Origin of the sequence: Paenisporosarcina sp. HGH0030 (assembly GCF_000411295.1) — a bacterium.
Classification (GTDB): Bacteria; Bacillota; Bacilli; order Bacillales_A; family Planococcaceae; genus Paenisporosarcina.
Genome location: NZ_KE150421.1, coordinates 145153 through 167217, shown reverse-complemented (window position 1 = coordinate 167217; position 22065 = coordinate 145153). Strand labels below are relative to the sequence as shown.

20 protein-coding genes are annotated in these 22065 nt (G+C 40.1%); 5 read left to right on the top strand and 15 right to left on the bottom strand.

Features of this window, described 5'->3' with window-relative positions; translation table 11 throughout:
- Positions 1-5: 5 nt before the first annotated feature.
- From HMPREF1210_RS00845 to citZ, 4 genes are all read right to left on the bottom strand, one after another.
- Positions 6-482: a MaoC/PaaZ C-terminal domain-containing protein gene (locus HMPREF1210_RS00845; protein WP_016426691.1), complete on the bottom strand. Its 477-nt coding sequence runs from the start codon at positions 480-482 to the stop codon at positions 6-8.
- Between the two features lie 110 nt (positions 483-592).
- Positions 593-1531: a malate dehydrogenase gene (mdh, locus tag HMPREF1210_RS00840; protein ID WP_016426690.1), complete on the bottom strand. Its 939-nt coding sequence runs from the start codon at positions 1529-1531 to the stop codon at positions 593-595.
- 219 nt (positions 1532-1750) lie between these two features.
- The gene (icd, locus tag HMPREF1210_RS00835) at positions 1751-3019 is read right to left on the bottom strand and encodes an NADP-dependent isocitrate dehydrogenase (RefSeq protein WP_016426689.1); all 1269 of its coding nucleotides are present in this window, start codon (positions 3017-3019) and stop codon (positions 1751-1753) included.
- A 134-nt stretch (positions 3020-3153) separates the two neighbouring features.
- Positions 3154-4269 (bottom strand): citrate synthase, encoded by a 1116-nt coding sequence (gene citZ / locus HMPREF1210_RS00830; protein WP_016426688.1) that lies wholly within the window; start codon positions 4267-4269, stop codon positions 3154-3156.
- Positions 4270-4531: 262 nt separating this feature from the next.
- On the opposite strand from citZ, the gene HMPREF1210_RS00825 reads away from it, so the two are divergent.
- Entirely contained in the window at positions 4532-5491 is a 960-nt protein-coding gene (locus HMPREF1210_RS00825) for an AI-2E family transporter (protein ID WP_016426687.1), read from the top strand.
- Here the strand turns inward: HMPREF1210_RS00825 and HMPREF1210_RS00820 are convergent.
- From HMPREF1210_RS00820 to HMPREF1210_RS00785, 8 genes are all read right to left on the bottom strand, one after another.
- Entirely contained in the window at positions 5478-5861 is a 384-nt protein-coding gene (locus HMPREF1210_RS00820) for an FxsA family protein (RefSeq protein WP_016426686.1), read from the bottom strand. The two genes, HMPREF1210_RS00825 and HMPREF1210_RS00820, sit on opposite strands and share 14 nt — an antisense overlap.
- Before the next feature lie 194 nt (positions 5862-6055).
- Positions 6056-7819: a pyruvate kinase gene (pyk, locus tag HMPREF1210_RS00815; RefSeq protein ID WP_016426685.1), complete on the bottom strand. Its 1764-nt coding sequence runs from the start codon at positions 7817-7819 to the stop codon at positions 6056-6058.
- A 21-nt stretch (positions 7820-7840) separates the two neighbouring features.
- Positions 7841-8800: a 6-phosphofructokinase gene (pfkA, locus tag HMPREF1210_RS00810; RefSeq protein ID WP_016426684.1), complete on the bottom strand. Its 960-nt coding sequence runs from the start codon at positions 8798-8800 to the stop codon at positions 7841-7843.
- A 95-nt stretch (positions 8801-8895) separates the two neighbouring features.
- Positions 8896-9849: an acetyl-CoA carboxylase carboxyl transferase subunit alpha gene (gene accA / locus HMPREF1210_RS00805; protein WP_016426683.1), complete on the bottom strand. Its 954-nt coding sequence runs from the start codon at positions 9847-9849 to the stop codon at positions 8896-8898.
- A 1-nt stretch (position 9850) separates the two neighbouring features.
- Positions 9851-10711, bottom strand: a complete 861-nt coding sequence (gene accD, locus HMPREF1210_RS00800; protein ID WP_016426682.1) for an acetyl-CoA carboxylase, carboxyltransferase subunit beta — start codon at positions 10709-10711, stop codon at positions 9851-9853.
- Positions 10708-11355, bottom strand: coding sequence for a FadR/GntR family transcriptional regulator (locus HMPREF1210_RS00795; RefSeq protein WP_016426681.1), 648 nt, complete (start codon positions 11353-11355; stop codon positions 10708-10710). The genes accD and HMPREF1210_RS00795 overlap by 4 nt, the downstream gene beginning before the upstream one ends.
- Before the next feature lie 196 nt (positions 11356-11551).
- Positions 11552-14632: a DNA polymerase III subunit alpha gene (dnaE, locus tag HMPREF1210_RS00790; protein ID WP_016426680.1), complete on the bottom strand. Its 3081-nt coding sequence runs from the start codon at positions 14630-14632 to the stop codon at positions 11552-11554.
- Positions 14633-14652: 20 nt separating this feature from the next.
- Positions 14653-15588 (bottom strand): bifunctional oligoribonuclease/PAP phosphatase NrnA, encoded by a 936-nt coding sequence (locus tag HMPREF1210_RS00785; RefSeq protein WP_016426679.1) that lies wholly within the window; start codon positions 15586-15588, stop codon positions 14653-14655.
- 94 nt (positions 15589-15682) lie between these two features.
- On the opposite strand from HMPREF1210_RS00785, the gene HMPREF1210_RS00780 reads away from it, so the two are divergent.
- Positions 15683-15991, top strand: coding sequence for a YtpI family protein (locus HMPREF1210_RS00780; RefSeq protein ID WP_016426678.1), 309 nt, complete (start codon positions 15683-15685; stop codon positions 15989-15991).
- Positions 15992-16036: 45 nt separating this feature from the next.
- Here HMPREF1210_RS00780 and HMPREF1210_RS00775 read toward each other — a convergent pair whose 3' ends face one another.
- Positions 16037-17344 (bottom strand): DRTGG domain-containing protein, encoded by a 1308-nt coding sequence (locus HMPREF1210_RS00775; RefSeq protein ID WP_016426677.1) that lies wholly within the window; start codon positions 17342-17344, stop codon positions 16037-16039.
- Between the two features lie 106 nt (positions 17345-17450).
- A complete protein-coding gene (locus tag HMPREF1210_RS00770; protein WP_016426676.1) occupies positions 17451-18131 on the bottom strand; it encodes a metal-dependent hydrolase in 681 nt (226 codons plus the stop codon).
- A gap of 107 nt (positions 18132-18238) precedes the next feature.
- Between HMPREF1210_RS00770 and HMPREF1210_RS00765 the strand changes: the two genes are divergently transcribed.
- Complete coding sequence (locus tag HMPREF1210_RS00765) at positions 18239-19339, top strand: Xaa-Pro peptidase family protein (RefSeq protein ID WP_016426675.1); 1101 nt, start codon at positions 18239-18241, stop codon at positions 19337-19339.
- Between the two features lie 365 nt (positions 19340-19704).
- Here the strand turns inward: HMPREF1210_RS00765 and ald are convergent, their stop codons facing one another.
- A complete protein-coding gene (gene ald / locus HMPREF1210_RS00760; RefSeq protein WP_016426674.1) occupies positions 19705-20823 on the bottom strand; it encodes an alanine dehydrogenase in 1119 nt (372 codons plus the stop codon).
- Positions 20824-21005: 182 nt separating this feature from the next.
- Here ald and HMPREF1210_RS18465 point away from each other — a divergent pair, with 182 nt between their 5' ends.
- Both HMPREF1210_RS18465 and HMPREF1210_RS00755 read left to right on the top strand, forming a co-directional pair.
- On the top strand, positions 21006-21134 hold the full coding sequence (locus HMPREF1210_RS18465; RefSeq protein WP_255349279.1) for a hypothetical protein: 129 nt from the start codon (positions 21006-21008) through the stop codon (positions 21132-21134).
- A 249-nt stretch (positions 21135-21383) separates the two neighbouring features.
- A complete protein-coding gene (locus tag HMPREF1210_RS00755) occupies positions 21384-21833 on the top strand; it encodes a universal stress protein (RefSeq protein WP_016426673.1) in 450 nt (149 codons plus the stop codon).
- The last annotated feature ends 232 nt before the right edge of the window (positions 21834-22065 follow it).

Here is a 22065-nt window from a genome sequence, read left to right as displayed (position 1 = left end):
GCTCTCTAGAAATTATCCATTGATTGTGCTGTTAATTTGTTTTCCAAACGTGGAGGGGTAGAAGTAATTTTGCCTTCAATCACTGTCTCACCCTCTTCATTTGTTGCAGTTACTTCAATTTCAACTAAGTTTTTTTCGACATTCACAGAAATCACTTGAAGTAAGAAATCAATTGTTGCGTAATGGTATACCGGTTTTGGAAAAGTTAAATGCTGTTCCACGATGTGTGATCCTGGACCAGGCAAATACTTTGAAACGGCTGATGTAACAATGCCCGTCAGCATAATAGCAGGTACTATCGGTTTTTCAAAAACCGTTTGTGAAGCGAAATCATGTTGAATATACAATGGGTTTCCATCGTTCGTTAATCCTAAATATAATAGTAAATCTTTATCTTCGATCTTTTCAGTCAGCTTTAATTTTTCTCCAACTGACATTTCTTCTACTTTTCTGCCGAGTTTACGTTTTTTCCCCAATAACATGTGATGTCCCCCTCTGTTCCTGTTATCTCTACATTAACATAGTATCAATACCTACCAAAAAAATCGAGCGGGGAAATCCCGCTCGATTCTTATTTGAAGCTTTTCGTTAATTACACAAGAATATCCATAACGTTACGTACTGAAGCAGCTGATTTTTCCAATTCAGCTTTTTCAGATTCTGTTAAATCAAGTTCGATAATCTGTTCAATACCACCAGCACCTAAAATTGTCGGAACGCCAAGGTAAATACCTTCTAAACCATATTCGCCTTCCAGGTAAGCTATTGATGGCAATACACGACGTTGATCTTTTAGGATTGCCTCAGCCATTTCAACTATAGAAGCAGCGGGTGCATAGTATGCAGAACCGTTTCCAAGAAGGTTGACGATTTCTGCTCCACCTTTACGCGTGCGTTCCACTATTTCAGCCAAACGATCTGCAGGAATCAATGTTTCCAATGGAATTCCTCCAGCATATGAGTAGCGTACCAATGGTACCATATCGTCACCGTGGCCACCCAAAACGAAACCTGTGATGTCTTTAACGGACATGTTTAAATCCTGAGCAACGAAAGTACGGAAACGTGCTGAATCGAGTACTCCAGATTGGCCAATAACGCGCTCTTTAGGGAAACCAGATTCTTTGTATACAGTGTAAGTCATTGCATCAACTGGATTAGTTAATACAATAATCGTTGTGTTTGGAGAATGTTTAATGATTTCACCCGTAACAATCTTCATGACTTTTTGGTTTGTTTGGACCAAATCGTCACGGCTCATACCAGGCTTACGAGCAATTCCAGCGGTGATGATAACGATATCTGAGTCTTTCGTATCTTCATAGCTAGAAGTGCCGATAATGTTTGCATCAAATCCTTGAACAGGACCAGCTTCCAACATATCTAACGCTTTCCCTTTAGTTGGGTTTTCCATTTGTGGAATATCAACTATTACAACGTCTCCTAGTTCTTTTTGAGCTAATAGGAATGCCGTTGTCGCACCTGTAAATCCAGAACCGATTACTGAAATCTTTTTACGTTTCAATGTCATCAGAAAACTCTCCTTTTGTATAAAGCTCTTTTAAATGAAACTAATGATTAAAAATCAACAGTAATATATAACAAAGCTTTGTATAAAAAAGAGGGCCTAGGCCCTCTTTCTAAAAATAGTGTTTTACTATGCAATTGATTGAGTGAAGTCGCTAATCGTGATGTCTAGCTCCGAAGCTCAGCTCGCACCCAAGCTTGAGTAGGCTTCTACACTTTTCTCTTAAAGATTTTTGATTAATTCGTCAGCGAACTCAGAACATTTAACTTCAGTTGCACCATCCATTAAACGAGCGAAGTCGTAAGTTACAACTTTAGAAGAAATTGTTTTTTCCATAGAGTCCATAACTAATTTAGCCGCTTCATTCCAGCCAAGGTGTTCAAGCATTAATACACCTGAAAGGATAACTGAAGATGGGTTTACTTTATCAAGACCAGCGTATTTAGGAGCTGTACCATGAGTCGCTTCGAAAATAGCATGACCTGTCAAATAGTTAATGTTTGCTCCTGGAGCGATACCGATACCACCAACTTGTGCAGCTAGTGCATCAGAAATGTAGTCACCGTTCAAGTTCATTGTTGCAACAACATCAAATTCGCTTGGACGAGTCAAGATTTGTTGTAGGAAGATATCAGCGATTGAATCTTTCACAAGAATTTTACCAGCAGCTAATGCTTCTTCTTGTGCTTTGTTCGCAGCTTCTGTACCTTGATCAGCTTTAATTTGATCGTATTGATTCCAAGTGAATGTTTTGTCAGCAAATTCTTGTTCTGCCACTTCATAGCCCCAAGTTTTGAAAGCTCCTTCAGTGAACTTCATGATGTTCCCTTTGTGAACAAGTGTTAATGACTCGCGGCCTTCTTTGATGATGTAGTTTAATGCAGCACGCACCAAACGTTTAGTTCCTTCTTCAGACACTGGTTTGATCCCGATACCAGAAGTTTCAGGGAAACGGATGTTTTTAGTACCCATTTCATTTTGTAAGAATTCGATGATTTTTTTCACTTCATCAGAACCTTTAGCAAACTCGATACCTGCATAGATATCTTCAGTGTTTTCACGGAAAATAACCATATCTGTATCTTCAGGACGTTTAACCGGTGAAGGTACTCCGTCGAAGTAACGAACTGGACGTAGGCAAGTATATAAATCCAATTCTTGACGCAAAGCAACGTTTAAAGAACGAATACCGCCGCCAACTGGAGTCGTAAGAGGTCCTTTGATTGCGATTAAGTATTCACGGATTACGTCTAAAGTTTCTTCTGGCAACCATTCACCCGTTTTGTCGAATGCTTTTTGTCCAGCTAATACTTCTTTCCAGACGATTGATTTTTCACCGTTATAAGCTTTTTCTACCGCTGCTTCTAATACACGCTCTGAAGCTGCCCAGATATCAGGACCGATTCCGTCACCTTCGATATAAGGAATGATTGGATTGTTAGGTACGTTTAAAACGCCATTTTCAACTGTAATTTTGCCACCGTTTGTCATAATAATTTTCCTCCTATAGGCATAATCAATCATAGGGCTAGCACTTTTTAAGGAAGTGCAGAAAGTAACATGAATGTCATTTTCTGAACGTCGCTCTTTAAAGTACAGCCCTTCATATGTGTAATTTTAAAAAATTAACGCTCGTTCACTGGTACATATTTTTGCATACCAGGTCCTGTATATTCAGCACGTGGACGGATTAGACGGTTATTAGAATATTGTTCTAAAATGTGAGCTAACCAGCCAGAAACACGTGATACAGCAAAAATTGGTGTAAATAAGTCATGATCGATATTCAATGAATGATAAACAGAAGCTGAATAGAAATCAACATTTGGTGGAAGATTTTTTTGACCTGTTACAATATCGTCAATTTTAATTGACATGTCGTACCATTTCTCTTCTCCACGTAGTTTTGTTAATTTTTGAGACATTTCACGTAAGTGTTTCGCACGTGGATCACCTTTGCGGTATACGCGGTGACCGAAGCCCATGATTTTTTCTTTGTTAGCAAGCTTCTCGTTGATATATGAATCAACATTTTCAACTGACCCAATTTCCATCAACATTTTCATTACTTGCTCGTTCGCTCCACCGTGTAGAGGTCCTTTAAGAGCACCAAGTGCTGCAACAACACCTGAATAAACATCTGAAAGTGTCGCTACACAAACGCGAGCTGTAAATGTTGAAGCATTCAACTCATGGTCAGCATGTAATACTAAAGCTTTGTTGAAAGCTTCTTCTTCGATTGCTTCAGGGATTTCGCCATTAAGCATGTATAGGAAGTTAGCAGCAAAACTTAAGTCGCTCTTAGGTGCGATTGGTTCTTGTCCTTTTCGAACGCGAGCAAATGCAGATACTAAAGTAGACATCTTAGCTTGAAGCTGAATTGCTTTCAAGTAGTTAGCTTCTTCAGACATATCTTCAGCTTTTTCATCATACAATCCAAGCATAGATACAGCTGTACGAAGAGCCGTCATTGGGTGAACTTTATCAATTGGATACGTTTTGAAATGGTTCAATACCTCTTGAGGTACTGCCATATTATCCGCAAGTTGTTGTTTCAATTCAGCTAATTCTTCAACTTTTGGCAGGCGTTTGTGCCATAGCAAGTAGATTACTTCTTCAAAACTTGCGTGATCTGCCAAGTCATCAATATCATAGCCAACGTATGTAAGTGTGTCATCAATGATTGAACTGATAGCGGATTGAGTAGCTACCACTCCTTCAAGACCTTTTGTTGATGTCATGTATATCGCTCCTTCTTGTTTTTAAAATCCATCATTCCACACAAAAAAACGCAGAATGATGGCTCATCTGCTCAATATGAACCTTTTATTTATATGGCTTACATTGACATTATAATCAATTTTGACGTCTTTGTGAATGAAAACGCTCGATTTTCGATAACTTTCGCAAAATTCATGATATCTTGTCACAAAGCAGAAATATTCTGTCTAAACGATATAAATAAACATAACAGCTATACACACTGCATTTGGAGGTGGAAAAGTGTATGAAAACATAGTTGCATTCATGAAAAAATGGTTTCCGGTTGCATTCATTTTACTTATTACCTGGCTGATTTATCCTGTTACCATTGCCATATTACTCGCTTATTTTCTACACCCAATTGTGAAGTGGATACATAAAATTACCCATTTACCCCGCTGGATAACCGTATTGTTATTCGAAAGTGCCTTGCTTGGATCAATTATTTTGGGTTTTACTTTGATGGTAAGAGAACTCCTTGAAATACTTTATCCTTTTAGATTTCACTTGGAAGAATTACAGTTGTTGATGAAGGAGAACAAAACGAATTGGCAATCAGTCCTTGAAGCCCTATCCATGGTCAGTGAAAACTTACTTAAAAAAATATCATTATTTATTCAGCATCTGCCGGCACAATTTGTGGAAACCTTTGTCTTTTTAGTAGCCTTGTTTTTTGCCTTGCAGGAATCTTTGAAATCAAGAACCTGGTTCTTCATCTATATCCCATCCAAGACGAGACTGACAATTAAGCCATTATTTTTAAAAGCAACCAAGCTTTTCGAGAAATTTACGATTGTGGAAATTAAGTTATTCCTGATGACGTTCGTTCAATTAATGGTCGGGTTTTATGTACTTAAATTCTCGTCTCCTATTGGACTGGCTTTCCTGATTTCTTTTGCTGATTTAATGCCCTTTTTAGGGACAGGCATTATATTAATCCCGATGGCTGTTTTCTTCATTTTAACGAAGCAAACGACCCTCGGGATTATCATTCTCTTGCTCTATGCATTTATTTTATTGACACGTCAATTACTCGAGTCTTACTTGTGGGCAAACACCATGCACATTAGAGCTGTGCATGTATTTTTCATCAGCGCATGTTCTTTGTTGCTGTTCGGCATACCCGGGATATTACTAAGCCCTTTCTTATTGCTTGCAGCCGTTCATTTCAGTAAACATCATTGGTTTACATCACAATGATTTGTCCTTTTTTCATTTTCGACTTAATCCATTTATAAACAATTGGTTTAAATAACTGTCTGGTCGGAGAAAACAAAAATAAAAATCCAAATAGATCTGTCACAAATCCTGGAGATAATAATAAAAGACCACCTGCAAACACGAACAAAGCATTTACCATGGCATCTCCTGGAGCTTGAAAATTCTTCATCTGAACTTGGACATCCCTGATTGCTTTCAATCCTTGCTTTTTAGCCAGGAATGCTCCGAGTATTCCCGTGCCGAGAATAATCATGATGGTAGGTATCAATCCAAATGTCTTACCGGACCACAATAAAATCCCAATTTCCAGTGCAGGAACTACGATAAAGATTAATGCCAACCATTTCATTTCGAACATCCCCTTATTTCATTTCTTTTTTCTGCCGATTACTTAAGATTTGATTTGTGATTATTATTAAAGGTCTGTTAAATGTTGTTGATATTCCGGAAAAACATCGTTTCATAAAGCTTCAACTTTTAATTTCTTACGATTCACTTTAAAAAAATTGCCCCAACACTCCAGTGTTGAGGCTTTTTTTATAATTACAGGACACTACTCGCATGCCCATGATAGATGACACCTGATTCAGCGTCCATCGTGACATCCTGACCGTTTACAATTAATTTAGTGGCATCTTTGACCCCTACAATTACCGGAATCCCAAGACTTAGACCCACTACTGCCGCATGACTTGTCAAGCCACCTTCTTCCGTAATAAGTCCAGCACATTTATTAATGGCCGGCATCATATCACGATCTGAACCAATGGTGACGATAATCGAATCGGTTGTATCAATATTTGCTAAGTCATCCGCATTATTCGCAACAACCGTATGTCCGAATGTAACAGATTTACCAATTCCTTGTCCTTTAGCCACAATATCACCAATTACATGAACTTTCATCAAGTTTGTTGTTCCTGCTTCACCGACTGGTACACCTGCCGTAATGATAACAAGGTCACCATGTTTTACGTAATTATGTTTTAAACTTTCTTCCACTGAAAGATCCAGAATCTCGTCAGTTGAACCTACTTTTTCACCAACAATCGGATAAACGCCCCACACAAGAGTCAATTTACGTGATGGTCGTTCAGTAGAAGTTACAGCAATGATTGATGCACCTTGACGATACTTCGAAATCATTTTCGCTGTATGGCCACTTTCAGTAGGTGCAATAATTGCTTTTGCTTTTAAGTTTATGGATGTATGGGCAACTGCTTGACCGATTGCATCCGTCATTGTGACATCTTTGCTTTTACTCTTTGCAGAAACAATTGCACGATAGTCCAATGCATCTTCCGTACGGATAGCGATTTTATCCATGGTCTTGACGGACTCAACCGGATACATTCCTGCTGCAGTTTCACCCGATAGCATGATTGCATCTGTTCCATCAAAGATTGCGTTTGCTACATCACTCGCTTCCGCACGAGTCGGGCGGGGATTACGTTGCATGGAATCCAACATCTGTGTTGCTGTAATGACTGGTTTACCCGCTTCATTACATTTACCAATTAAGCTTTTTTGAACCAAAGGCACTTCTTCGGCAGGAATTTCAACGCCTAAATCTCCGCGAGCAACCATTAGTCCGTCCGATACCAACAGGATGTCATCAATATTATCGACGCCTTCCTGGTTCTCGATTTTCGGGATGATCTGAATATGCCCACCTTCATTGTTCTCAAGCAATTCGCGAATTTCCATGACATCTTTTGCACGACGCACAAATGATGCAGCAATGAAATCAACGTCTTGTTCAATACCAAATAATATATCTTGAGCATCTTTGTCAGTTATTCCTGGCAGTTGTACAGAAACACCTGGTACGTTAACGCCTTTTTTATTTTTCAACGTTCCGGCATTATACACAACAGTATGAATCAAGCCTTCAGTTTGATCTACACTAGAAACGCGAAGTTCAATTAATCCATCATCGAGTAAGATGACAGAGCCTTCACTTACATCTTCAATTAAGCGGTCATAGGTGATAGAAAACATGTCTTTTGTCCCTAACACTTCAGTCATTGAAATCGCTAAAGATTGACCTGATTCCAATTCGATCGCATCGTTTTCCATTTGATGCGTGCGAATTTCAGGGCCTTTTGTATCCAAAAGAATACCGACGATTTTCCCGGTTTTCTTTGACGCTTCACGAATACGCTTAATACGTTCTCCGTGTTCTTCATGATTTCCATGTGAAAAGTTCAAGCGAGCGACGTTCATCCCTGCTTCGATTAATTTTTCAAGCATTTCAGGTGATTCACTGGCTGGTCCGATTGTACATACGATTTTTGTTTTTCTCATTGTTGTATCCTCTCCATTACACTAAATGGCTAATTCTTTTGATAGTTTATACATAGTTAAATCTGCTTCATGCTTTCCGTCGAAAGCCTCAGTCATAGAATAGTCTACCACTTGATGATTACGCATGCCAATGGCAAGTCCTCCGGCACCTTCCATCAACTTTTCAACAGCCCGAGCTCCGAAAAGACTGGCTAATACGCGGTCCCGTGCAGTCGGAGAGCCTCCTCGCTGAATATGCCCGAGGACAGAAACCCGAGTTTCTATCTGCGCATGCTCTTTCAATAAATCGGCAAATTCATTGGCATTCATGACACCTTCTGAGACAATAATAATGCTATGTTTTTTTCCGCGTTCATGTCCACTGCGAAGGCGGGAAAGTATATCTTCTAGATCAAACGGTTCTTCCGGAATCACGATTGTTTCAGCCCCACCGGCTAAACCTGCCCACAAAGCCAAATCACCCGCATCCCGGCCCATCACTTCTATAATGAAAGTACGCTCATGAGAAGTTGCCGTGTCGCGAATTTTATCTATTGCTTCAATCACCGTATTGAGTGCTGTATCAAAACCTATTGTGAAATCCGTACCCGGAATGTCGTTATCGATGGTGCCAGGCACACCGATGCATGGAAATCCTTGGGATGTTAAAGCCATTGCTCCGCGATAAGAACCATCTCCACCAATCACAACAAGACCTTCAATGCCATGTTTCTTCATTTGGTCGATGGCTTTCAATTGTCCTTCTTCGGTTATAAACTCGAGACAACGGGCAGAATGCAATTTCGTTCCGCCTCTTTGAATAATATCCCCAACTGAACCCAAGTCCAACTGTACTATCTTGCCATCAATTAGACCTTGATAACCATTATAGACACCCATGACTTCCATATCATGATAAATTGCTTTTCTGACAACTGCACGCAAGGCTGCATTCATTCCTGGTGCATCGCCACCACTTGTTAAAACACCGATTCTTTTCAATTGGATGTTCCTCCTTTGCCAAACCATATATTCACATTAACATGTTTGAACGCTCATTGTCAGTGAAAAAAAATAAGGATGCGATATACGCATCCTCATTCAGCAAATTCCCCGATGGATTTGAATTTCTCATAACGATTATCGACCAATTCTTCTTTACTCAGTTTGCTGAGTGAATCTATTGAACGTTGAAGTGCTTCTTTCATATAGATGGCTTGTTGCTTTGGATCACGATGTGCGCCACCAACTGCTTCTTGAATGATTTCATCAACAATGCCCATTTGTTTTAAATCGGGTGCCGTGATTTTCATTGCTTCCGCCGCTTGTTTAGCCAGAGCAGAATCTTTCCATAAAATCGATGCTGCCCCTTCAGGCGAAATAACAGAGTAAGTAGAGTTTTCGAGCATATGAACGTGGTTTGCAACTCCTAAAGCCAATGCACCGCCACTTCCACCTTCTCCAATCACTACACTTATGACAGGCACTTTTAGCCCGGCCATCTCGAGAAGATTTCTTGCAATCGCTTCGCTTTGTCCGCGCTCTTCTGCAGCTTTTCCGGGATAAGCTCCTTTTGTATCAATAAAACAAATAATGGGCCGATTGAACTTCTCTGCTTGCTTCATCAATCGTAATGCTTTCCGATAACCTTCCGGGTGCGGCATTCCAAAATTGCGGCGGATATTCTCTTTCGTATCTTTGCCCCGTTGATGCCCGATTACAGTAATCGGGCATCCATTAAACGCTGCAATGCCTCCGACAATGGCTTCATCATCTCCGTACGAACGGTCTCCGTGAAGTTCAATAAAGTCCGTGAAAATTTCACGAATATAATCCAATGTCGTTGGACGTTCTGGATGTCTTGCGACTTGAACACGGTCCCACGGTTGCATGTTGTCATAAATATCTGTTTCCAGTTTTTGAAGGCGATCTTCTAATTGCTGAATTTCTGTCGATAAATCAACTTCAGCATTTGAAGTGAATTCTTTTAACTCACTGATTTTATCACGTAATTGAATAACGGGTTCTTCAAAAGGAAGAGTCTTTACCATATTAGTTGCCTCCTTTCGAATGAAGCTTCACTAGTGTAGATACGGTTTCTTTCATCGAAGAACGATGGACCACTGCATCCAATTGTCCATGTGCCAATAAAAACTCAGCCGTCTGGAAATTTTCAGGTAGTTTTTCCCGTACAGTTTGTTCAATAACACGTCGGCCTGCAAATCCAATCAAAGCTTTAGGTTCAGCTAAATTGATGTCCCCAATCGACGCAAAACTTGCAGATACCCCACCCGTTGTAGGATGTGTCAGGATGGAAATAAATAGTTGTCCTTTTTCGCTATGTCGATTTAGCGCCACGCTTGTTTTCGCCATTTGCATAAGCGAAAGTACGCCTTCTTGCATGCGGGCTCCACCGCTGGCTGTGAAAATAATAAAAGGCACTTCTTGCTTCGTTGCTTCTTCAATAGCTCGGGTGATTTTTTCACCCACTACAGATCCCATCGAACCCATGCGGAAATGCGCATCCATAATAGCTACAACGATTTTACGTCCGTTCAACATTCCTGTACCAGTCAAGACAGCTTCGTTCAATCCTGTTTTCTCACTATCCGACTTAATTTTATCCGTGTACCCTGGGAATTTAAGTGGATTGACTGTTGCCAAATGATCGTCCATGGATACAAACGTTTCTTCATCCAAGAAAATTGCTACACGTTCATGAGCCGTCATTTTGTAATGATGATCACAAGCTGGACAAACTTTTTTATTTTTGATTATGTCTTTCGTCAACCCGATATGTTTACATTCCGGACATTTTGTCATTAAACCTTCTGGAACATCTGTTTTTGATGCATTTGAAGGAATCGTTACATATTTATTTTTACGATTTCTTGAAAATATATCACGAATCATGTGGTTTCTCTCCCTTGTGTTAACCATCTTGTCCAAGCAGTATATGAGCGAATCGCTTCATCAATTTTCCCATCTATAATGGCTGTCAATAATTGTTGAATGTAATTATTTTCTTCAATTTCAGAGTGTCCTTGGTATGGTTCTTCTCCATATTGCTTCAAAAGAAACCACATTTTCAGTGACAATCGATTATTACTTGAAATGAGTATTTCCCGAATCATATCCTCGCGCACAATGGTTCCTACTTCTTGCAGTTGTTTGAGTAAACTCGCCCATACCGGCAGTTTATTCAGAATAGGAGATCCTGCGACTATGCGGATGGCTTCTTTTTCGTGTATTTCACGCGTAACATGAATATCCTCAATGGATTTCGAATCTTGCAAAATAAACGTCGACAAGACTTCAACTAATTTGTGCTTTCGAAAATCTGTCAGAAAAGTACCTTCTCCACGTTTAGTTTCAATTAATCCTAATAGCTCCAGACTGCGCAGTGCTTCTCGAACGGTCGATCTCCCTACTTGAAGTCGTTCCGCCAATTCACGTTCAGATGGAAGTTTCCCCCCAGGTCGTATGTTTTCCGATTGAATAAGAAGTCGAAGTTCACGAACGATTTGCAAATACATTTTTGTCGTTTGATTTGTCATAAAACGCCCTCGACCTTCCATAATTTTCAAAGTGGTCTGACCACTCAATGAACCTATCATACAAAAAAATTGTCATCCATGCAATGGCAAATTCAAAAATCACATTCCGGAATAATCAAAATGTTTAAGCATGAGTGATTTAGAAAAATCTACAGAATAAACGCAAAAAACGACCTAAAGGATTAACGTTAGGTCGTCATTTCGACAGCGTTTGCATATTTTTCACAATGATTTGTGGCTTACCTTGCCGCCATTCCACAGTGCCTTCGATTTCTAAAACATGCTGTTCTTTAATGACAAGATTGTGAGAAGCATAGTCTTTCGGAAATACCGTACATGAAATATCTGACGTCTCATCCTGCACGGTTACAAATGCCATAGACTCACCTTTTTTGGTGCGAATTCTACGGATTTCTTCAATCATGCCGACAATGACCACCGCCCGACCATTACGTGCATATTTGATTTCTTGAATTGGAGTTGCATTAATGGTCATTTCTTTTTTCAATCTTTCTACCGGGTGATTGGACATATACAATCCAAGCGTTTCCCTTTCAAACTGAAGTTTCAGCATTTCCGGCATGTCCGAGTTTTTCACATACTTGGGCTTTCCGAATGTCGTGACGTCTCCATCAAATAAATCCTGTTCTGCTTTCGGTCTGACGAGTTCCGCGTATTGTACTGCCGCATCAAGAGTTGCAAGCAGTGTCGCTCGATCTTGACCGAAGCCATCAAGAGCACCCGCTTTAATTAAAGGCTCTATTTGTTTACGTGAAAACTGCTCTGCCGATAAACTGACGGCAAGTTCGAAAATGTCTTGCCACAGTGGATGCGCTTGTTTTCGTTTTTGCAACAAGTCCCGTAAAAAGATATTGGAAACTCCTTTAACTGCAGACAATCCAAATCGAATCGCACCATTTTCTACTTGGAACGTCAACCCGCTTCTATGTATGGACGGAGGAAGTAAGGCAATATTATGCTGTTTGACTTCTTGAATCAGGCGCATGATTTTTTCATGGTTACCCATTGATGCTGTCAATAACGATGCGTAAAAGTAAGCAGGATATTGAACTTTTAAATAGGCCATCTGATAGGAAATCATGCTATAGGCTACTGCATGACTTTTCGGAAATCCATAATCTGCAAATCTGACAATCAGATCATACACTTCATTTGCTTCTCGCTCAGTAAATTGATTTTTCTGTGCCCGTTCTACAAACTGTTGGCGCTGCTCATCCAATACTTGTCGATTTTTCTTACTTACTGCACGTCTTAAAATATCGGATTCGCCAAATGTAAATCCAGCCATTTTAGAAGAAATTTGCATGATCTGTTCCTGGTAAACAATTACGCCATGCGTTTCTTTCAATATTGGCTCAAGCATCGGGTGGACATATGTCGTCTTCTCTTCCCGGTGTTTTCTGCGTTTATACGTTGGAATATTATCCATTGGACCTGGACGATACAGGGCGTTGACTGCCACAATATCCAGGAAATGAGTCGGCCGGATATCACGGAGGGCTTGTCTCATTCCATCTGATTCCAATTGGAAAACCCCGGTCGTATCCCCCTGTTGAAGGAGCTTGAACGTTCCTTCGTGATGAAGCGGGATTTTTTCGAAATCAAGCCACTTATGTTGATCGAACCAGATCATGGTACGGATTCTCTCTAAAATGGTTAAGTTTCTTAATCCGAGAAAATCCATTTTAAGCAACCCACTCTGTTCCACTTCTTTCATTGGCCATTGGGTTAAATAAATGCCGTCTTGTCCTGCTTCAATCGGCAGTAGCTCTACCAATGGAACAGGTGATAAGACAACTCCTGCCGCATGAGTTGATGCGTTTCTAGGCAAGCCTTCGAGCTCCTTAACGGTGTCAAACCATTTTTGATGTGTACGGTCCATGTCAATCCATTTTTTCAGGTTTTCAGCGCTGTTCACTGCCTCTTCAAATGAAATGCCGGGTTTATTCGGCAGTTGTTTGGATATCATCTCTAGAACAGAACTATCAAATCCAAAGACACGTGCCACGTCTCTAGCAGCTGCTTTTGCCGACAAAGTTCCATATGTTACAATTTGGGCCACGTGGGTATGTCCATATTTTTCAGCAACATACTGGATGACTTCATGTCTTCGGTGATCGGCAAAATCGATATCAATGTCCGGCATTGTGATTCGTTCAGGATTCAGGAAACGTTCAAATAATAAGCCGAATTGAAGAGGATCGACGTGTGTAATAAATAACGAATACGCAACGAGGGAACTAGCAGAAGATCCACGACCGGGACCAGTCAATATTTGATTGTTTTTCGCATACTCCATAAAGTCTGCCACAATTAAAAAATAATCTGCATAGCCCATTTGATTAATTACATTCAGTTCCATTTCGAGACGCTCTTTATATGACTCATCAAATGTTGCCAAGCGCTGACTAAGGCCGGTCATACATTTTTCACGCAAAACATCATGTGTCGACACATTTTCAGGTACCGGGAATTTTGGCATATGGTATTGATCAGTGACAATTTCAACAAAACAGCTTTTTAGTAGTCGTTCTGCTTCTTCCAGCCACTCTGGCTGATCGGCAAACCATTCAATCCATTGTTCTCGAGTTGGCAAATAGTGATGCTCGTGCTTTGGTTTCACTCGCTGTGCGTCACTAAGCTTCACACCGTTCGCAATGGCTTGAGCCACTTCATACGCAAAGGCATCACTTTGAGAAACATAATTTGCCTGATGAGTTGCAATTAATGGGATTTGTCTTTCGATACAATTTCCAACCATTTCATTTTCACTTTCAGCAATACGTCCACCTGGTCGTTCTATTCCAACCAGCAGACCAGAACCTAAGCAATCCTTTAAGGCATCCAATATGGATTCAACTGTTTCTAGCACTGCGATTTTGGAAAGCGGTACAACTACAAAACAGTCTTCTTTATAAGCACGGAGCCATTTTAATGGCAGTGCAGAAAGTGCTTTGACTTCTAGTGCGCTACTGATTTTCAATAAGTTCTGATAGCCCAGGTTGGTCTTGGCATACAGTTGGACTTCAACAAGTGTCTCGTCAGTCAGTTCAATAAGACAAGTTAAACCGATTACTGGATGTAAACCGGCTTTCTTGACAGCTTGATAAAACGGCATCACACCATATAACCGTCTATTGGTAATGGCTACCGAAGTCGCCTGTTGTTTTTGAAGGAAAGGAATCAATGCTTCCAAGCGAATCGTGCTATTAAGTAAATCTGCAGATGTCCCTACTTGTGGATACACTGGGTACATTGGTCCTTCCCCCTTTCAACTTACTCACATAATTTGTTTAGTTTAGCAATTACTTCATCAGCATCTTTCCAGGAATAGATTGATGCTCCTGCAGCAAGCGGATGCCCACCGCCACCATACTGCTTGGCCAATTCATTGATTATAGGACCTTTAGAGCGAAGTCGCACTCGAATTTGATCCTCTTCTTCGATGAATATTATCCACGCTTTAATTCCTTTTACGTTGCCAAGAGAACCGACAAGTAACGATGTTTCGCTTGCAGTCACACCGAATTCTTTCAACGTTTCAAGCGGTAGTTTAACGTAAGCCGCCCCGTTGTCATTCATGACGAAGTGCTGGTAAATATGACCTTGTAAATGCAATAGATTACGTTCCACTTCGTACATGCCATTAAATAATTCAGTACGATCAAAATTATATTTGATTAATTCGCCTGCCGTGTCAAAAGTCTTTTGACTTGTACTTGAGAACATAAATCGTCCGGTATCTCCGACGATTCCTGCAAATAGAACACGTGCGGCTGCATCAGACATTTGCCAATTTGCACTAGTCTTGCCTTCTTCGTAAAGATCATAAATCATTTCACTTGCAGAACTTGCTTGCGTATTGACCCATAATAAATCACCGTAGGCATCATCATTCGGGTGATGATCGATTTTGATTAGAAAAGCACCCGATAGGTATCGTTGATCATCAATTCGTTCTGTATTTGCTGTATCTGTTACGATAATAAGTGCACCTTCAAATTGGGCATCACTCACTTGGTCAGGCTCGGCAAGAAAGCTTAATGTTTCATCATGTTCCCCTGTAACATACACCTTCTTGTCAGGGTAACTTGCTTTGAGAATTTCTTTTAAGCCAACTGAAGATCCGTAAGCATCGGGATCTGGTCTAACGTGCCGATGAATAATGATTGTTTCGTAAGCCGATATTGTGTCAATGATTTGACGTTTCATGATTTTCCCTCCGACCTTTCGTGAATACCATTCGCAATTCTGTAAAAATGTCGATACAATAATGACAGTTTCATTTAATAACAGGAGGTTTACGATGATAAATGCTGTATTTATATTTCTGATTGTAATTTCATTTGCGTTTTATTTTTATTTTAAAACGAAGCAATTTCGCAGTGAGTTACCGATTGCCAAAAAGTGGTATTCGAATCGTGCTTTAATAGCACTTGGTAGCTTGTTATTTTTCTTTGGTCTTAACCAATTATTCTTATTTCCCACAACATTAACGTATGTTATCTCAGGGTTATTTATTGTTATTGGTTTGTTCACCATGGTTAATTATTATCGTGTGGCCAAACATTACGGTCAATTTGTAGAAGAAGAATTTAATTTGAACAAAAAGTGATGCTGTCCAGCATCACTTTTTTTATTGCCATTCTGAGGTTTGACCCTATCTTTCAAGCAACTGGAACATCATCATAGCCTTCCCGACTAAAAGAGTACCATGGAACACATCAAACTCCATTTTCACAAACTTCCGACTCATGTCCAATATTCGAGGACGTACCGTCAACACACTATCCATCTGAACAGGTTTGATAAAATAAATCGTCATGTTCTCAGCTACACTATCTCCACGTTTTCTGTTTTTCATCGCGTAATTACCCGCTTCAGCCAACAGGGTGGTAAATGCCCCATATGAAATGGCCCCAAATTGATTCGTCATTTGCGGCGTCACGGTAAACTCGACTGCGAGTTCATCTTCTTGAAGGACTTTCATTTGATTTTTGACAATATCATCAATCGTTTCACCATGTTGCGGCTGTCGTTGCGCCAGCTGCAATGCTTTTAAGACATCCTGGCGACTGATAACCCCTTCGAGAATGCCGGAATCATTGACCACCGGCATTAAGTCGATGCCTTCCCAAATCATCCGATGCCCAGCAGTAGCAACACTCGTTTTCATCGTGACTGTGATTGGATTTTTTGTCATGACTTTTTCGATGGATTCACCATAATTTTTCCCTATAACGTCTCTTGCTGTAACGATGCCAACATTTTTTTGATTGGCATCCACCACTGGAAAGCCTCCATGCCTTGTTTGTGCATTTTTGTTATGATACGCTTTCACGTCGTCGGTTACACGCAAGAAATCGGTTTCCTGAAACGGCACATAAATATCTTCAATGAATAAAATTTCTTTTTTAATTAATTGATCATAAATGGCACGATTAATCATCGTGGCAACTGTAAATGTGTCATAGCTTGTGGAGATAATCGGCAATTCTAATTCGTCCGCCACTTTTTTCAAAGACTCCGAGGCTTCAAATCCACCCGTTATCAATACAGCCGCTCCTGCTTTCAAAGCAGTAAAATGAGCTTTCGCCCGGTTTCCGACGATTAGTAGACTGCCTGCATCGGTGTATCGCATCATGTCCTCTAATTGCATCGCACCAATAACAAACTTGGTCAGCGTTTTATGCAGACCATTCTTTCCACCCAATACTTGGCCATCCACAATATTTACAACTTCCGCAAAAGTCAGACGTTCGATATTTTCTTTCTTTTTCTTTTCAATACGAATAGTCCCAACCCGCTCAATCGTGCTGACATAACGCTGAGTTTCAGCTTCTTTGATAGCACGATAAGCAGTACCTTCACTCACCTGAAGTTCTTTTGCTATTCGTCTGACTGAGATTTTTTCTCCCACGGGTAAAGACTCAATATATTGTAATATTTGTTCGTGTTTTGTAGCCATGAATTCACCTATTTCCCAAACAATCGTTCTGTTCATAGTGTATCACAAAGCCGTCTTTTTAATTAAATAAAAAAACACAGGAAGTCAGTGACTTCCGTGTTTTGGATTACAATTCTACTCCGTCCCCAGCATTCAGGATATGGACCATGGCATCTTTGACAGCTGCCTTAAAGTGTTGAGGATCTTGTTTGATTGGCGGGAACGTATTAAAGTGAATCGGCACGACAGCTTTTGGTTTCAATAACTCGACCGCATAGGCTGCGTCATCAATACCCATCGTGAAGTTGTCGCCTATTGGTAAAAATGCCAAGTCAATAGGATGTCTTTCACCAATCAATTTCATATCACCAAATAATGCAGTATCTCCTGCATGGTAGATCGTTTTCCCTTCAGCCATAAATAAAATTCCTGCTGGCATTCCGGTATAAATAATTTCTTGATTTTCCGTTTCATAGGATGACCCATGGAATGCCTGAGTAAATTTAACTTTCCCGAATTCAAATTGTCTTGCTCCTCCAATATGCATTGCATGTGTTTTCACACCTTGCCAAGACAAATACTCTGCAAGTTCAAATGGAGCAACAACCAACGTGTCATTCGCTTTTGCAATCGCTACCGCATCCCCTACATGATCGTTATGACCGTGCGTCAATAAAATGACATTTGGCTTTTCATTTTCTGCTATTAAATCAGTCAAGTCATTTCCTGTAATAAATGGGTCAATCAATATCGTATAATCACCAGTTTTTATTTTGACAACTGAATGTCCGTGAAATGATACATACATAAGCTTGAACCTCCTTTATTTTGCTATTTAATAAGTATACGATAAAAATGTCGAATCTCCTTTTTTTTGATATGCTAGAGGAGAGAAAGTTATAAAGGAGTGCTTATATGAGCAAAATCAATCAAATCTCTTCGTATTTAAAACAAAATAATATAGACGCTGCATTTATTACGACACCCGACAACGTTTTTTACGTATCGGGTTTCCACAGCAATCCCCATGAACGTTTGTTGGGTGTTGTGGTATTCCAAAATGCAGAACCGTTGATGATTTGTCCTAAAATGGAAGTGCCTGACGCAAAAGCAGCAGGTTGGTCTTTTGATACTGTAGGCCATCAGGATACAGACAATCCTTGGCAACTATTAAAAGAAGCCATCGAAAAGAAAGGAATCACAATCTCCCAACTTGCCATTGAAAAATCGCATATGACGGTTGAACGCTTGGAAGCACTTCAGGAACTGTTCCCTCAAGCATCGTTTGCGCGATTGGACGACCAGTTGAATGCCATGCGAGTGGTCAAGGATGAAAAAGAATTGGAAATCTTACGTCAAGCAGCAGCTTATGCAGATTATGCAATCGAAGTGGGTGTCAGCGAAATTGCTGAAGGCAAAACGGAGCTTGAAATTCTGACAGCGATTGAACTGGCAATGAAGAAAAAAGGAATTTCCCATATGTCATTTGATACGATGGTATTGAGTGGTCCAAAAACCGCGTCACCACACGGTAAACCAGGTGACCGTAAAATTCAAAAAGGTGATTTCGTCCTGTTTGATTTAGGCGTCATTTACAAAGGATACTGTTCAGATATTACCCGTACGGTATCGTTCGGCGAGCCATCTGACGCTCAAAAAGAAGTGTATGAAACTGTAAGAAAAGCAGAGCAAGATGCAGTGGATGCTGTAAAACCGGGTGTTCGTGCGATGGATTTAGATAAGATTGCACGTGACGTGATTACGGAAGCAGGATACGGTGAATTCTTTACCCATCGCCTCGGACATGGTCTAGGAATTTCTGTACATGAATTCCCTTCTGTAACAGGAAATAATGAAATGGAATTGATCGAAGGCATGGTCTTCACAATTGAACCTGGAATCTATGATCCGAATATTACGGGCGTTCGTATAGAAGATGATGTTGTTGTCACTAAAGATGGCGTCGAAGTCCTTACGAAGTATCCGAAAGAATTGGTTATCATTCCGACAGCATAAATACTTATATAAAACATAAAAGACCTGTATCGCGTTTGGAGCGATACAGGTCTTTTATGTTTTAAATCAAGAAACAACTATATAGATGTGTTGCAATAAATCATTATTATCAAAGGCTCTGTAAACTATATTGTTGATTTCTGTTCCAATTTGGACGAATGGCCAATATCTTTCCGACGAGTAACCGGGGGAGCACATGATTTCGCCGCCTTCCATGAGCATCACTGCGACGAGTAATCGCAGGAGCACAATAGTCTCGGCCATCACACTAGGAAAGAGTAGCTGTTTTGCGGAATATCAACAGTAACAATTAACATAGCCTACAAAAAACCCCTTCTCACTTTGCAGCTAAAAGGGGCTTCATCTTATTTATTTAATAGTTGTTCAACGGCAACGTATGGAAGTCCTTGTGCGTCAGCAACTGCTTGATAAGTTACATGTCCTTCAAGAGTATTAATACCCTTTAGAAGCGCACTGTTATCTAAACTAGCTTGTACATAACCTTTGTTGGCAATTTGAACAGCATAAGGAACTGTTACATTCGTCAATGCCATTGTCGATGTACGTGGAACTGCACCCGGCATATTCGCAACTGCGTAATGAACTACACCATGTTTTTCATAAGTTGGTTGGTCATGCGTTGTAATACGGTCAGAGCTTTCAAAAATTCCGCCTTGGTCAATAGCAATGTCGACTACAACTGAACCAGGTTTCATTGATTTGATCATTTCTTCTGTTACAAGTTTCGGAGCTTTTGCCCCAGGAATTAATACAGCACCAATTACAAGATCAGAATCTTTAACTGATTCCGCAATGTTGAATGGATTTGAGATTAATGTTTGAACATCACGACCGAATAAGTCTTCCAGCTGGCGAAGGCGATCTGGACTTAAATCGATGATTGTCACATCTGCGCCCATTCCTATAGCTACACGTGCAGCGTTTGTTCCTGCAATACCGCCACCGATGATTGTTACTTTACCACGGGATACACCAGGTACTCCACCTAGTAAAATTCCCATTCCACCATGGATTTTCTCTAAGAATTGTGCACCAATTTGAGTGGACATGCGACCAGCCACTTCACTCATTGGTGTTAACAATGGCAATGAGTTGTTTGGAAGTTGAACAGTTTCGTATGCAATTCCAACTACTTTATTATCGACCAAAGCTTGAGTCAATTCAGGTTCAGGTGCTAAATGTAAGTAAGTGAACAAGATTAACCCTTCACGGAAGTAACCATATTCAGAAGCGATTGGTTCTTTTACTTTCATGACCATATCTTGAGACCAAGCTTCTGTTGCGGTTGCAACAATTGTTGCCCCTGCATCTGAGTAAGCTTCATCTGTAAATCCAGAACCAAGTCCAGCTCCTGCTTCGATAAATACTTCATGACCGAAAACAGATAAGTTAACAACACCTGCAGGCGTCATTGCTACGCGGTTTTCATTATTTTTTATTTCTGTTGGCACTCCAATTCTCATTGAAAAACCCTCCTAAGTCATTTATGTAAAATGAGTAATGTTAATAAGTCGAATGAATCGACATTTTTAAAACTGATGAAAGCAAATCCATTCTATCAGATATAATTGAAATTTGCTTCAAAAACATTTCAATTATATATTATTGGACTAATCAGAAAAAATGAAGATGGTGTAAAAAGAATATGGTAAGAATAAATACTGGCAATTTTGAACAATATGGACTTGAGGTTGTCCCATCTTCCCACAAATTATCGACATGGAAAGAGTACGCAATTATTACGTTTGCCTTTTCGGTCAATGCAGGTCTTTAGTGGCTTATACAAAGTAAACTCGGCAGCCATTTTTACCTTTTCATCGATGAGCTTTGCCTACTTGCTCATTCCTATAGAACTCTTACCTGGCATGGTTTTTGTAATAAGTTCCATTGTCTATCTTGTTCTAAATACATCTTTCGTCACAAAATAGACGATTCTTGTCGAAGATCTTTCGTTAAAAAGCAGGAATTACACCTCCTTTAAAGAACTATATTAACGACAGACAAATTTGAAGGAGGATTTGACATGACACTTTCATACAATCACATCTTAGTTGCAGTGGATGGTTCCAAAGAAGCGGAATGGGCTTTCAAAAAATCAATTGGAGTTGCACAACGCAATAACGCCACACTGAATCTCGTTAATGTTATTGATACACGCTCATTTGCTGCAATCGAAGCTTATGACCGATCCATCGCAGACCGTGCACAATCATTTGCGGAAGAACTACTAGGCAATTATAAGAAGCAAGCAGAAGCGGCTGGCGTGACAAAAGTAAATGTGTTTGTTGATTACGGTTCTCCTAAAACATTGATCGCAAGAGAAGTCGCAGCCAAAGTGGAAGCAGACCTTATCATTTGTGGAGCGACTGGCTTGAGCACAGTTGAACGTTTCCTAATCGGCAGCGTTTCTGGACATATCGTTCGGGCAGCAAAATGTGACGTACTCGTCGTTCGTACTGAAGATCATGATTAACCAATAAAACCCAAAGGCTCTTTGCAGGAGTCTTTGGGTTTTTTGAATTATTGATTTGAGATTGTGAAAAATTTATCAATCAAACTGAGTAGTTTATCAATCAGAATCGAACATTTATCGATCATCTTGAGGATTTATCGCTCGCACCTCAACATTTTTCAATCAAACTCGTCTCAAACACTAGTCTCCTTGGTTATGAGATGAGACGAAACCTCACCGGAGCCTAAAATTT

Coding starts and splice junctions, on each gene's coding strand:
- HMPREF1210_RS00780 (WP_016426678.1), top strand. CDS start 15,683: ATGATAAATGCTGTATTTATATTTCTGATTGTAATTTCATTTGCGTTT.
- pyk (WP_016426685.1), bottom strand. CDS start 7,819: ATGAGAAAAACAAAAATCGTATGTACAATCGGACCAGCCAGTGAATCA.
- HMPREF1210_RS18465 (WP_255349279.1), top strand. CDS start 21,006: ATGGTAAGAATAAATACTGGCAATTTTGAACAATATGGACTTGAGGTT.
- accD (WP_016426682.1), bottom strand. CDS start 10,711: ATGATTCGTGATATATTTTCAAGAAATCGTAAAAATAAATATGTAACG.
- icd (WP_016426689.1), bottom strand. CDS start 3,019: ATGACAAACGGTGGCAAAATTACAGTTGAAAATGGCGTTTTAAACGTA.
- accA (WP_016426683.1), bottom strand. CDS start 9,849: ATGGTAAAGACTCTTCCTTTTGAAGAACCCGTTATTCAATTACGTGAT.
- citZ (WP_016426688.1), bottom strand. CDS start 4,269: ATGACATCAACAAAAGGTCTTGAAGGAGTGGTAGCTACTCAATCCGCT.
- HMPREF1210_RS00845 (WP_016426691.1), bottom strand. CDS start 482: ATGTTATTGGGGAAAAAACGTAAACTCGGCAGAAAAGTAGAAGAAATG.
- HMPREF1210_RS00795 (WP_016426681.1), bottom strand. CDS start 11,355: ATGACAAATCAAACGACAAAAATGTATTTGCAAATCGTTCGTGAACTT.
- HMPREF1210_RS00770 (WP_016426676.1), bottom strand. CDS start 18,131: ATGTATGTATCATTTCACGGACATTCAGTTGTCAAAATAAAAACTGGT.
- HMPREF1210_RS00755 (WP_016426673.1), top strand. CDS start 21,384: ATGACACTTTCATACAATCACATCTTAGTTGCAGTGGATGGTTCCAAA.
- dnaE (WP_016426680.1), bottom strand. CDS start 14,632: ATGTACCCAGTGTATCCACAAGTAGGGACATCTGCAGATTTACTTAAT.
- HMPREF1210_RS00820 (WP_016426686.1), bottom strand. CDS start 5,861: ATGAAATGGTTGGCATTAATCTTTATCGTAGTTCCTGCACTGGAAATT.
- mdh (WP_016426690.1), bottom strand. CDS start 1,531: ATGACATTGAAACGTAAAAAGATTTCAGTAATCGGTTCTGGATTTACA.
- HMPREF1210_RS00765 (WP_016426675.1), top strand. CDS start 18,239: ATGAGCAAAATCAATCAAATCTCTTCGTATTTAAAACAAAATAATATA.
- HMPREF1210_RS00775 (WP_016426677.1), bottom strand. CDS start 17,344: ATGGCTACAAAACACGAACAAATATTACAATATATTGAGTCTTTACCC.
- HMPREF1210_RS00785 (WP_016426679.1), bottom strand. CDS start 15,588: ATGAAACGTCAAATCATTGACACAATATCGGCTTACGAAACAATCATT.
- ald (WP_016426674.1), bottom strand. CDS start 20,823: ATGAGAATTGGAGTGCCAACAGAAATAAAAAATAATGAAAACCGCGTA.